Annotated in this window: 15 protein-coding genes; 2 read left to right on the top strand and 13 right to left on the bottom strand. The window is 59.2% G+C overall.

Translation table 11 applies throughout. The features are described 5' to 3' along the window. Positions 1–333: 333 nt before the first annotated feature. A complete protein-coding gene (locus D8U60_RS24465) occupies positions 334–570 on the bottom strand; it encodes a hypothetical protein (RefSeq protein ID WP_130901137.1) in 237 nt (78 codons plus the stop codon). Positions 571–691: 121 nt separating this feature from the next. Here D8U60_RS24465 and D8U60_RS24470 point away from each other — a divergent pair, with 121 nt between their 5' ends. After that, the gene (locus D8U60_RS24470; protein WP_130901138.1) at positions 692–892 is read left to right on the top strand and encodes a hypothetical protein; all 201 of its coding nucleotides are present in this window, start codon (positions 692–694) and stop codon (positions 890–892) included. Positions 893–969: 77 nt separating this feature from the next. Further along, entirely contained in the window at positions 970–2,760 is a 1,791-nt protein-coding gene (locus D8U60_RS27730) for a hypothetical protein (RefSeq protein ID WP_177435494.1), read from the top strand. A gap of 79 nt (positions 2,761–2,839) precedes the next feature. On the opposite strand, the gene flhB is transcribed toward D8U60_RS27730, so the two are convergent. The 12 genes from flhB to D8U60_RS24535 form a co-directional block, all read right to left on the bottom strand. Beyond that, positions 2,840–3,979, bottom strand: a complete 1,140-nt coding sequence (gene flhB, locus D8U60_RS24480) for a flagellar biosynthesis protein FlhB (RefSeq protein WP_076566597.1) — start codon at positions 3,977–3,979, stop codon at positions 2,840–2,842. 3 nt (positions 3,980–3,982) lie between these two features. After that, positions 3,983–4,768 (bottom strand): flagellar biosynthetic protein FliR, encoded by a 786-nt coding sequence (fliR, locus tag D8U60_RS24485; RefSeq protein WP_073472764.1) that lies wholly within the window; start codon positions 4,766–4,768, stop codon positions 3,983–3,985. A gap of 3 nt (positions 4,769–4,771) precedes the next feature. Beyond that, positions 4,772–5,041, bottom strand: coding sequence for a flagellar biosynthesis protein FliQ (gene fliQ / locus D8U60_RS24490; RefSeq protein WP_016771067.1), 270 nt, complete (start codon positions 5,039–5,041; stop codon positions 4,772–4,774). After that, positions 5,038–5,796, bottom strand: a complete 759-nt coding sequence (gene fliP / locus D8U60_RS24495) for a flagellar type III secretion system pore protein FliP (protein ID WP_071171446.1) — start codon at positions 5,794–5,796, stop codon at positions 5,038–5,040. The genes fliQ and fliP overlap by 4 nt, the downstream gene beginning before the upstream one ends. Continuing rightward, positions 5,796–6,248 (bottom strand): flagellar biosynthetic protein FliO, encoded by a 453-nt coding sequence (fliO, locus tag D8U60_RS24500; RefSeq protein WP_024012109.1) that lies wholly within the window; start codon positions 6,246–6,248, stop codon positions 5,796–5,798. Before fliO ends, fliP begins: the two co-directional genes overlap by 1 nt. Next, on the bottom strand, positions 6,249–6,710 hold the full coding sequence (gene fliN, locus D8U60_RS24505) for a flagellar motor switch protein FliN (protein WP_162999812.1): 462 nt from the start codon (positions 6,708–6,710) through the stop codon (positions 6,249–6,251). 52 nt (positions 6,711–6,762) lie between these two features. After that, on the bottom strand, positions 6,763–7,731 hold the full coding sequence (gene fliM / locus D8U60_RS24510) for a flagellar motor switch protein FliM (RefSeq protein ID WP_008077655.1): 969 nt from the start codon (positions 7,729–7,731) through the stop codon (positions 6,763–6,765). A gap of 9 nt (positions 7,732–7,740) precedes the next feature. Further along, positions 7,741–8,244: a flagellar basal body-associated protein FliL gene (gene fliL, locus D8U60_RS24515; protein ID WP_016771071.1), complete on the bottom strand. Its 504-nt coding sequence runs from the start codon at positions 8,242–8,244 to the stop codon at positions 7,741–7,743. Positions 8,245–8,451: 207 nt separating this feature from the next. Beyond that, complete coding sequence (locus D8U60_RS24520) at positions 8,452–9,819, bottom strand: flagellar hook-length control protein FliK (RefSeq protein ID WP_130901139.1); 1,368 nt, start codon at positions 9,817–9,819, stop codon at positions 8,452–8,454. 105 nt (positions 9,820–9,924) lie between these two features. Further along, positions 9,925–10,272 (bottom strand): Hpt domain-containing protein, encoded by a 348-nt coding sequence (locus tag D8U60_RS24525; protein WP_016771073.1) that lies wholly within the window; start codon positions 10,270–10,272, stop codon positions 9,925–9,927. Positions 10,273–10,302: 30 nt separating this feature from the next. Further along, positions 10,303–12,006 carry a fused response regulator/phosphatase gene (locus D8U60_RS24530; RefSeq protein WP_130901140.1) on the bottom strand — a complete coding sequence of 568 codons (1,704 nt, stop codon included), beginning with the start codon at positions 12,004–12,006 and terminating at the stop codon, positions 10,303–10,305. A gap of 5 nt (positions 12,007–12,011) precedes the next feature. Beyond that, positions 12,012–12,317, bottom strand: a complete 306-nt coding sequence (locus D8U60_RS24535; protein ID WP_016771075.1) for an STAS domain-containing protein — start codon at positions 12,315–12,317, stop codon at positions 12,012–12,014. Positions 12,318–12,352 lie beyond the last annotated feature (35 nt).

Raw genomic sequence — 12,352 nt, forward strand, 5'->3', positions numbered from 1 at the left:
TGGCCAACGCCTGCGAAACCCTCGCCTCGGCCAAAACCATCGCCCAGGAATTCGCCGGACTGGTCAAGCCATCGCAACGCCGAACGCTGATGGGGATTGCGCAGCTGATCATGCTCGGGGAATTGGCGGTGAATCGGGTGCTGGATAATCTGGAGTTGCCGCAGTAGCAACACGCGATGATCGTTCCCACGCTCCTGCGTGGGAATGCCTCAACGGACGCTTTGCGTTCGGCTTTGGAAGGGACGCGGAGCGTCCCGGGCTGCATTCCTTTGCTGCGCGTGGGAACGATCATAAAGAACCGCCGCCCCGTTCAGCAGCTCTGCGATCAATTGCTCAATACCGGAGGATTTTTACTTTTCCATTCTTGCTCTTGGGCAATTCGAACTCGACCTCGCCGCCCACTTTGATCTTCGCCTGCAAGGCCTCAGCCAATGGAACGCTGAACCGGTACTCTTTGGCCGTCAGAAAAAAACCCGTGGCTTCGGCAAAGGACAGGCATCGTCCCGAGGGCTTCGGCGTGATGGTGCCTGTGCCGGTTTTTTCATCGTAGCTGCTGAAAATACCTTTCATGGTCGCGCTCCCTTGCACTCGCTCGACTGACGCGCCAGTGCGCGGCAGCACCTTGCATCAAACTGCAAAATCACGGAGAGGGCACCTGTCAGAGTTGACAGTAAAGGGAGGCCTCAGACCAATGGCCGCGCAGCAACTCAGGAATCCCGACGCAAAATCCGGCATCTCAAGCTGCATGAATTTGTTGGCCAAAGCGATTTCGCGGAATTACAGGGCGATGAACTCGCTGCCCTTGCGCCAGCAGCCCGAGACGCTTCGTGTCAAATCCCGCGACGAGGCTCTGACCGCTTGTCTGAAACACGCATTTACCTGTCAGATATGACAGTGGGCAAAATTCACAGACGAGTATGTGATAGCGCTTCACCCATTTGCCTGCCTCTCAAGGGCCAGGAGCGCGTCATGGACACTGAATCAACTATCGATATCCAATCCGACGAGGTGATTGAAGTTTTAAAACTGGTCCCGGTATTCATACCTGGCTGGGTGACCCCGGTGAAACCCTCCGGTCTTGCTCATGGCGGTGTTCCGAGACGCCTTTTCACCGGGACACCGGAAAGCGTGCGGTGTGTGGTTGATCCGTGGACTTTATTGCTAAACCGAGGCGTGGCGACGCTAGCTGAATATGAATCAGTCGAATTATTTATTAATGCAGGGAAAACCCCCGTATACAGCGCCGTTATCGAGCCCGGCGAGGAAAATAAGCGAGTCGCGCTGAACGCTCCGAAAGCCAAGTTCATAAACGGCATTAACAAACTGCATTACGTAGTTAAACGGTTAAGCGGCAATGAGGAGTCATCGGATATCTTGCACGTGCTCTACCATCTGCACCCCCACGCCAACTTCAAGCTGATTATTCCATCGGAGGTAATCGCTTATGGTGTTACCGCTGAACTGGCCAAGAGGGGCGTAACGTTCGAAATGAGCTACACCACTAAAGAACCCTTCGACCAGGTGCAATTACAACTAGGCAATGCAACATTCATGATGGAGGTCACCGATCCCTCGGCGCCAGTGAGCGTAACGCTGTATACCGATGACTTTGAAAACTTTATTGACGGCGAGATCAATGCCAATTTCGAGGTGACGGACCAATTGGGGAACTTTGGCGAATCGCCGAATGAGACGCTGAACATTCGTCTTAAGGAGAATTTGCCGGCCCCTACCCTCACCAACGTATTGGACTCGAACAATAACGAAGTGCCTGAAGGTGCCAGCACTATCAGCACCAAGTTAATCCTCAAGGGCACCGCCAGCAAAGGCAGGGAAGTCGAGATTTTCGATGGTAGCGGTCCGAGCGCAGTGTCGAAAGGCAAAGTAACCGCTAGTTCAATCGATGGGGCTTGGCAGCACACCATCACCATCACAGTCGGCGGTCACCGCTTGTATGCTAAATCGCTTTACCACCCTACCCCGGTTTATTCAAACGTACGCAATCTGACAGCGGTAGCAGCCCCGGCGCCCACACTGACCTCCGCTAGAGGCTTCCCAAGCGGGACTGCAATTGCCAGCAATGGGTCTACTTTCGAAACTTCCGTAACGTTGAGCGGTACAGCAGCAGCTGGCCAAAAAGTTGAAATACTGGATGGTATTACGCCCAAAGGCCAACCCACCGCCGATGAGACGACCGGCGTCTGGCAGGTGCTTTTATCCGGGCTGGGCCTGGGTCTACATGTTTTCAAAGCCAGGGCTTTATATGGGCAGGAAGCTGAATCAGCCACATGGACTGTGACTGTAGCTGTTGATACTTGGAGAGATTCGATTACCGACTTCAATGGCAATGCGGGAAACTGGGCGTTTGGATCAGCCTCGAGAACAGCCCGAATTCTCAACGGTTATTATGAAAACTACACTTATGACGTCGCGGGCAACTCAGGGGTTTTATTGAGCCAGACGTTTCAATTCGATGCAGCAAGAACTTACAGCTTTAGCTATCGAATAGCCAATGTTAGCCCCCAGCCCGATAACCAACCACCGAGGATCAGCGTCAGTACCTCCAGCGGCCTGGCGATTTTGGGACTGTTTGTTGTTCCTCGCAATGGCGCCTATTACGAGCAAACTGCTCCGTTCAGAGTACCGGTAAGTGGGCCCTACACAATTTACATATCGAATCATGAAGATCGGGGAGGGTATGGCGGAGCAAACGGTGGAAATGACTTCCACATCGACTACATTCATGTACGGCGGTTATAAACAAAGACAACGCATCTTCAGGCAAAAAAACGCCGCCCCATACAATCGGGACGGCGTTTTTTTGTTTCGTACAGTCCGGTCAAGAATCCCGACGCAAATCCGGCGGAATCGGCAAATCATCCTTCAACGGATCCGGCCGTTTGCCCTTGCCTGCCTGGTGCTGGCGGATCTGGTAGACGTAGGCCAATACCTGCGCCACTGCCAGATACAGCCCGCCAGGAATTTCCTGCTCAAGCTCAGTTGAGTAATAGATCGAGCGCGCCAACGCAGGCGATTCAAGCAGCATGACGTTGTTGGCCACTGCGATTTCGCGGATTTTCAGGGCGATGAAGTCGCTGCCCTTGGCCAGCAGCACCGGCGCGCCGCCCTTCTCCGAGTCGTATTTGAGCGCGACGGCATAGTGGGTCGGGTTGGTAATGACCACGTCGGCTTCGGGAATCGCCGCCATCATGCGCCGCTGGGACATTTCCCGCTGGGTCTGGCGGATGCGTTGCTTGACCTCTGGGCGACCTTCCTGGTCCTTGTGTTCGTCGCGCACTTCCTGCTTGGTCATCAGCAGTTTCTTGTGCGCTTCCCAGAGCTGCACCGGCACGTCGACGGCGGCGATGATGATCAGGCCGCAGGCCAGCCACAGTGTGCTCCAGCCCACCAGCAGGACGCTGTGAATGATCGCCATGTCCAGTGGTTCGTGGGCGATGCGCAGCAAGTCGTCGACGTCGGCGGACAGCACCAACAGCGCCACCCCCAGAGTAATCAGAAACTTCGCCAGGGCCTTGAGCAGTTCGACCACAGCCTTGAACGAGAACATGCGTTTGAGGCCGGCGGCCGGGTTCATCCGGCTGAATTTGGGCGCCAGCGACTTTGCGGCGAACAGCCAGCCACCGAGGGAGATCGGCCCGATGATGGCGGCGAGCAACAGGGTGATCATCACCGGCTGAATCGCCAGCAAGGCGATCAGGCCCGACTCCAGCAAGAACCGGCCCATCGCGCCTTGGTCCATGACCACTTCGCGGGACAGGGTGAAGTTCAGGCGCATCACGTCCATCATTTCTTGCGCGAGCATGCCGCCGAAGATCAGCAGCGCAGAGGCACCGGCCATCATCACGGCCAGAGTGTTGAGCTCTTTGGAACGGGCGATTTCACCCTTCTCACGGGAGTCCTTTTTGCGTTTCTCCGTGGGGTCTTCTGTTTTGTCCTGACCGCTTTCGCTCTCTGCCATGACTCAGCGCGCCCGTGCCAGTTCGCGTAGCAACTGCAAGGCCTCGCTGGCCAGCGGTTGATACTGGTTGAGAATGTCCGCAAGGCCCACCCAGACGATGAACAGGCCGAGCACCAGGGTCAGCGGAAAACCGATCGAGAAGATGTTCAGTTGCGGCGCGGCGCGGGTCATCACCCCGAACGCGATGTTGACCACCAACAGTGCGGTGACGGCCGGCAACACCAGCAGCAAGGCGGCGCCGAGGACCCAGCCAAGTTTGCCGGCCAGTTCCCAGTAATGCGCAACCATCAGACCGCCGCCGACCGGCAGCGTGGTGAAACTTTCAGTGAGGACTTCGAACACCACCAGATGGCCGTTCATCGACAGAAACAGCAACGTCACCAGCATGGTGAAGAACTGCCCGATCACCGCCACCGAAACGCCGTTGGTAGGGTCGATCATCGAGGCGAAGCCCATGCCCATCTGCACCGCGACAATCTGCCCGGCGACGGCAAAGGCCTGGAAGAACAGTTGCAGGGAAAAGCCGAGCACGGCGCCGACCAGAATCTGCTCGCCGATCAGCAGCAGGCCGCTGAGATCGAGTGGGCTGACGGCGGGCATCGGCGGCAGCGCCGGGGTGATGACCACGGTGATCGCCACGGCGAAATACAGGCGCACGCGACGCGGAATCAGGGTGGTGCCGAACACCGGCATGACCATCAGCATCGACGCCACGCGAAACAGCGGCAACATGAATGACGCCACCCAAGTGCTGATCTGGGTGTCGGTCAGCTGAAGCAGCGATTGCATGGCTTAGCCGATGACCATCGGAATGTTTTTGTACAGCTGGATGATGTATTCCATGAACGTCTGCACGATCCACGGACCGCCAATGATCAGGGTCACCAACATCACCAGCAGACGCGGCAGGAAGCTCAGGGTCTGTTCGTTGATCTGCGTGGCAGCCTGGAACATCGACACCAGCAGGCCGACCAGAAGGCTCGGCACCACCAGGATGGCGACCATCATGGTGGTCAGCCACAGGGCTTCACGAAAGATATCGACCGCGACTTCCGGCGTCATGGCGAAACACCTCCAAAACTGCTGGCCAGAGTACCGATGATCAGCGCCCAGCCATCGACGAGCACGAACAGCATGATCTTGAACGGCAGCGAGATGATCAGCGGCGAGAGCATCATCATACCCATGGCCATCAGCACGCTCGCCACGACGAGGTCGATGATCAGGAACGGAATGAAGATCATGAAGCCGATCTGGAAGGCGGTTTTAAGCTCGGAGGTCACGAACGCCGGTACCAGAATGGTCAACGGCGCCTGATCCGGGCTGGCGATGTCGGTGCGCTTGGACAGGCGCATGAACAACTCCAGATCGCTGGTGCGGGTCTGCGCGAGCATGAAGTCCTTGATCGGCACCTGAGCCTTTTCCACAGCTTGCTGGGCGGTGAGGGTTTCCGCCAGATACGGTTGCAGCGCGTCGTTGTTCACCCGGTCGAACACCGGCGCCATGATGAACAGCGTCAGGAACAGCGCCATGCCGGTGAGGATCTGGTTCGACGGCGTCTGTTGCAGGCCGAGGGCCTGACGCAGGATCGAGAAGACAATGATGATCCGCGTGAAACTGGTCATAAGGATGACCGCTGCCGGAATAAAACTCAGCGCGGTCATGATCAGCAGGATCTGCAGACTGACCGAGTATTCCTGCGCGCCGTCGGCATTGGTGCCCAGCGTGATCGCCGGGATCGACAACGGATCGGCGGCGAACGCCAGCGGCGCGGCCAGCAACAGGAGCAGCGTCAAGACGATGCGGAGCGCACCCATTACTTCGTATCCTTTTGGTCCTTGCCAAGAATCTTCAGCAGATGCTGAGCAAATTCCGGCGTCGCTTTTTCACTGGCGGTGGGGACTTCGACCGGCTCTTTGAGCACATGCAGCGCGGTGATGGTGCCGGGGCTGAGGCCGAGCAGAATCTGCTCGTTGCCGACCTGCACCAGCATCAAGCGATCACGCGGACCGAGCGCGCGGGAACCGATCAGCTCGATCACCTGGCCCTTGCCCGCCGGCCCCGCCTGTTGCACGCGGCGCAACAGCCAGGCGAGGAAGAAGATCAAGCCCAGCACCAGCAGCAAACCGAACACCAGTTGCGTCAACTGACCGGCCACGCCGCTGTTGACCATCGGCGCGGTGGCGGCAGGCGCGGCAGTGGTTGCGCTCGGCTCGGCAGCCAGCACGCTCAACGGCCATGCCAGCAGCACCCAGAGAAACCTTTTCACTCAGCGCAGCTTCTTGATGCGTTCGCTTGGGCTGATCACGTCAGTCAGGCGGATGCCGAACTTCTCGTTGACCACCACTACTTCGCCGTGGGCGATCAAGGTGCCGTTGACCAGCACGTCGAGCGGCTCACCGGCCAGCCGATCAAGCTCGATCACCGAACCCTGGTTGAGTTGCAGCAGGTTGCGGATATTGATGTCGGTGCTGCCGACTTCCATCGAGATCGACACTGGAATGTCGAGGATCACGTCCAGGTTCGGACCGTCGAGGGTCACCGGATCATTGTTCTTCGGCACGCTGCCAAACTCTTCCATCGGCAGACGGTTGGAGCTGGAAGTACCGGCGTCGGCGGCCAGCAGTGCATCGATGTCAGCCTGGCCGGCATCACCGGTTTCTTCCAGGGCCGCAGCCCATTCATCGGCCAGTGCCTGATCGTCCTGCGCGTTCATATCGTCGTTCATCATGTGTCCTCGGCGGGCAACAATTCGGTTAAATACGGGGGTGAAAGGCGCCGCCTCAGCGACGCTCGATCGGCTCGATCACTTGCAACGCGAGGTTGCCTTTGTGCGAGCCCATCTTGACCTTGAAGGCCGGCACGCCGTTGGCGCGCATGATCATGTCTTCCGGCATCTCGACCGGGATCACATCGCCCGGTTGCATGTGCAGGATGTCGCGCAGCTTCAACTGGCGGCGGGCTACGGTGGCACCGATCGGCACGTCGACATCGAGCACGTCCTGGCGCAGGGCGTTGACCCAGCGCTCGTCCTGATCGTCGAGGTCGGACTGGAAACCGGCGTCGAGCATCTCGCGCACCGGCTCGATCATCGAGTACGGCATGGTCACGTGCAGATCGCCGCCACCGCCATCGAGTTCGATGTGGAAGGTGGAGACCACAATCGCTTCGCTCGGGCCGACGATGTTGGCCATGGCCGGGTTCACTTCCGAGTTGATGTACTCGAAGTTCACTTCCATGATCGCCTGCCAGGCTTCCTTCAAATCGATGAAGGCCTGCTCCAGCACCATGCGCACCACGCGCAGCTCGGTCGGGGTGAATTCACGCCCTTCGATCTTGGCGTGGCGGCCATCGCCGCCGAAGAAGTTGTCCACCAGCTTGAACACCAGCTTGGCATCGAGGATGAACAGCGCAGTGCCGCGCAGCGGCTTGATCTTGACCAGGTTGAGGCTGGTCGGCACGTACAGCGAGTGCACGTATTCGCCGAACTTCATCACCTGCACGCCACCGACGGCCACGTCCGCCGAGCGGCGCAGCATGTTGAACATGCTGATGCGGGTGTAGCGGGCAAAGCGCTCGTTGATCATTTCCAGCGTCGGCATGCGTCCACGGACGATGCGATCCTGGCTGGTCAGGTCGTAGCTTTTGACACTGCCGGGTTCGGCAGCATTATCGGTCTGTACCAGACCATCATCGACGCCATGCAGCAGCGCATCGATTTCATCCTGGGACAGCAGATCCTGCACGGCCATGTCGTGTTCCTACTGCAGTACGAAATTAGTGAAAAGCAACTGTTCGATAACCACTTTGCCCAGTTCTTTCTGCGCCACTTCCTGGACGCTGGCGGTGGCCTTCTGGCGCAGCATCTCTTGTCCGACCGGTGTCGCCAGCGTGGCGAAATCCTGACCGGAGAAGAGCATTACCAGGTTGTTGCGGATAACCGGCATGTGCACCTTGAGCGCGTCCAGATCGGCCTGATTACGCGCCAGCATGGTGATGCTCACCTGCATGTAGCGCTGACGGCCGTTCTGGTTGTAGTTGGCAACGAAGGCCGGCGCCATCGGCTCGAAAATCGCCGCCTGCTTGCCGACCGGCGCAGCTTCAGCGGCCTCGGCAGGCTTGCTCTGCGCGCCGTGCATGAAGAACCAGGTCGCCCCGACGGATGCACCGATGGCCACCAGCAACGCCAGCACGATCACGATGATCAGCTTGAGTTTGCCTTTGGTTGCGGGGTCTTTTACTGCTGCAGCTTCGCTCTTCGCCATGCCAATAATCCGTCACTAATCGGGGGTTTCACAGTCGCACGGCAAGGCAAGAGCAAGTGTTATGCCAGAAGTGTCGGAGTATCTGATTGAGGAAATTGCCACAAACACAAAAGCAAAAGATCGCAGCCTTCGGCAGCTCCTACAGTAGCCGGTGTACACCCTGTAGGAGTTGCCGAAGGCTGCGATCTTTTTGGGTCACCGCAACCGTCAGGCGTAGTAGTCGACCGCGCTGGTGCCGATGACGCTGGTGGTCTGCGCGGCAACTTCCGCCACTGTAGCCGGTGCCAATTCCTCATCCACCGAATCAAGACGCCCACCCGCCGCGCTGGTCCGGCCACTCTGCCCCTGCTGCGCTTGTTCCTGACCTTGCTGCCCCTGCCAGCCACGGTTCTGGTCGGCGACATTGACGTCGACCTGGCCCATGCCCTGCTGGTTGAACATGTCGCGCAGGCGGTGCATCTGGCTGTCGAGCGCTTCACGCACGCTCGGATGCGCGCTCATGAAGGTGACCTGGGTCTGCTGATCGGGAACCATGTTCACGCGGATATCCAGGCGCCCCAGCTCCGCCGGCTGCAACTGAATGTCGGCGGCCTTCAGGTTGACGCTGGACAGGTACATGACGCGGTTGACCACTTCTTCGGTCCAGCCGCTCTGGTGCATGGCGATCGGCTGATTCACCGGCAGCGCATTGGCTGTTTTCGGCGTAGCGGCCTGGGTCAGTGCCGCCAGACGGTTGGCGAAGTCGTCGACGCGGGTGTCGCTGGTCGCGGATTTCAAATCTTTCAAACCATCGTCGATCAACCCGCTGAAAGCTTGTTCGCCGCCCTGGCTGGTGCTGTCCTTGTCGGCCTGCACGTCGAGCATGCTGGCCATGCCGGCGGCAAAGTTCTGCGCGGCGGTCAATTCGCCGTCAGCCTGAGCTTGAGCAGGCGTGGCTTTCGGTTGCGCCTGGCTGGCGGCAGAAATATGCCCGCCCTGCTCCATCGCCATGCGCACGGCCGGCAGGGAATCGAGCGGGTCGGCTGTCGGATCAAATTCGCTGTCGGTAGCCGCCGGATCTTTGACCATGCCCGACACGACCGCCAGTGCAGGCGCTTCGGTTTCCGGCTGGGCTGGCGTGGTGACTGTTGGTGCTTGCACCACAGGCGCTGCCACCAACGGCTGAACGACTTGCGCCAAGGCCGGATCAAGCGCCGGATCTACAGGCGCGGCATCGGCCACAGGGGTTTGTACCGTTTCAGTGGTGTCATCGGCAGTGGCAGTCGCGTCGTCGCTCGTCGCCGCTTTGTCGGCAGGCAACGCTTTGCCGCTATCGGCAACTGCTGGCTCGGGCGCGGCAGGCTGATCTTTGCCGATATCCTTTTTGCCGCTGCTGTCTGCGACCTTATCGCGTGCCGGCTTGACTGAATTGTCAGCACTCACGGCAGGCTTGGCCGGCGCCTGATCGGCAAACACTCTGGCGAAGCTGGAAGCCTTGTCCCCGGCGTCTGCGGCCATTGCCGACGATTTGGCAGAGGCGGCTTGCGCCTTGGCCTGAGCGGCGGTCTGAAGAAGTATGTTGGGGGTCGCAGGCATGACACGGTCTCCGCTGCACTGGGATCGTAGGTACAGTTGAGCAAGATGACTGCAAGTGCCGGGCCAGTTTGGCCAGACACTTGCGAAAAGCGCCGGACGGCAGCTTCAGTGGATGTGGGCGTGGTGCTTTTCGCTTTCGTACACCGGGCGTACTTCGGCGAATTCGGAATGGATATCGGCCACCAGTTGAGCGAGCGCTTCCGGACTTTTGTCCTTGGCATTCGACTCAAGGTCCTGGCACAACTCGGCCAGTCGAACCGCGCCCATGTTGCTCGCGCTGCCCTTGAAGCTATGGGCTACATCGGATAGCGCTTTGGCGCTGGTGCTGTCCTGCAACTCGTGCAGGCGGCTTTGCGAATCTGCCAGAAAAGTCTCCAGCAATTCCGTATAGCCGTCCTCCATCACCTCGCGCAAAGTGTCGAGGACTTCGCGATCTACATGTGGGTCTGTCACTTGCTCACTCCTTGATCAAGAATGGGCGGATTATGCCTCAATCTCCCAGAAAAACTCCACGCTGGCACTACGACCCTGGTCAGACCAACTGGCGTTGCGCCCCAGTTGCCGGACCAGACCGATGCCGCGTCCCGACAAGCGGACGTTATCCACGGGCCGCTCCATGACCCGCGCCACATCAAAGCCCTTGCCGCTGTCCTCGACGCGAATGACCAGCCGCCCGCCCTCGCCTTGCGGCTGGACCTGCAGATGCACGCGCACGAAACCGTCTTGCAGCGCCTCCAGCCGCGCCGCGCGCATTTCATAGTAGCGGGCGAAACCTGCCGCATCGCGTTTAAGGCTGGAGTCCAGCCCGAGCACGCCGTGCTCCAGGCCATTGGAATACAGCTCGGCGAGCACGCTGTACAGCGCCCCGCTTTGCGCGCGCAACCCATGCACCTCAAGCAGCAACTGCAAGAGGAACGGCAACGGATTGAAACGCCTGAGCGTGGCGCCGCGAAATTCGAAACTGGCCGACCAGTCCAGCGGGCACGACTGGCCGCTGTCGGAATACACCGGCGCCGCGCCGTGGGCCTGCGCCGACTCAAGCAGACTGACCTCGACCATGCTCACATCGTCACGGGCCTGCCCGCGAAAATCGCGCAGTGCCTGTTCGATATCCTCGAACAACCGATCCGGCTCGCGGTTCGCCGCAAACACCTGCTGCAAGCGTTCGACGCCGAACAACTGGTCATTGGCATCGCAGGTATCGATTACCCCGTCCGATAACAGAAACACCCGATCATCGACGGCCATCGGATACACATCCGTACGGTCATCGAAGGCTTGCGCGCTGAGAATCCCCAGGGGCAAATGCCGCGCCGGCAACGGCACGCGTTCGCCACTGGCCATGCGGTGCAAGTAACCGTCGGGCATGCCGCCGTTCCACACCTCCACCGAACGGCTCTGGAAACTCAGACTGAGCAAGGTGGCACAGCAGAACATGTCCACCGGCAGGATGCGTTTGAGCTTGGCGTTCATCTCGCGCAGGATTTCGGCCAGGCCATAACCCTTGGCGGTCATCCCATAAAACACTTCGGCCAGCGGCATCGCCCCCACCGCTGCCGGCAAGCCATGCCCGGTGAAATCGCCGAGCATGACGTGCATGTCACCGGCCGGCGTGTACGCCGCCAGCAACAGATCGCCATTGAACAGCGCGTAAGGCGATTGCAGGTATCGGATGTTCGGCGCGCTCAGGCAACCGGAATGCGCGACCTTGTCGAACACCGCTTTGGCCACGCGTTGTTCGTTGAGCAGATAGTCGTGATGTCTGGCGATCAGATCGCGCTGTTGCAGGACCGTTGCCTGAAGGCGACGCAAGCGATCCATCGCCTTGATTTTGGCGGCAAGTATCACCTGGTTGTACGGCTTCGCCAGAAAATCGTCGCCGCCAGCCTCCAGACACCGAGCCAGCGCTTCACTCTCGGTCAGCGAGGTGAGGAAGATGATCGGCACCAATGCTTCACCCGCCAGTGCCTTGATCTGCCGCGCCGCTTCGAAGCCGTCCATCACCGGCATCAGCGCGTCCATCAACACCAGATCGGGCTGCTGCTCTTTGAACGTTTCGACCGCTTCGGCACCATTGGCCGCCGTCAGCACCTGATGGCCCTGACGGCGGACAATGGTCGACAGCAGCAGCCGGTCGGCGGCGCTGTCTTCGGCGATAAGAATGGTCAGCGGCTCTTGCGCCTGCATGGGCGTCAACTGATGTCGAAGAGTTTGTCGAAGTTGGAAATCGCGAGGATTTTCTTCACATCGGAGCTGCTGTTGACGACACGGATATCCGACTCGTCGCCACCGGCGTGATCACGCAGCAGGAGCAGCATGCCCAGCGCGGAGCTGTCGAGGTAAGTGGCCTCTTTGAGATCGACCACGATGGATTCGGGTTTGTGTGGGAGCCGTTCATACGACTCGCGAAATTCCTGATGGCGACCGAAATCGAACCGGCCTTTGACGGCGATCGTGAGCTTTTTCTGGTCTGGAGAGACTTCTGTAACGACTGACATTGACTGGCTTCCTTGTCATTGACGAACCTGTACAA

Source organism: Pseudomonas sp. Sample_11 (assembly GCF_004307505.1).
Classification (GTDB): Bacteria; Pseudomonadota; Gammaproteobacteria; order Pseudomonadales; family Pseudomonadaceae; genus Aquipseudomonas; species Aquipseudomonas atacamensis.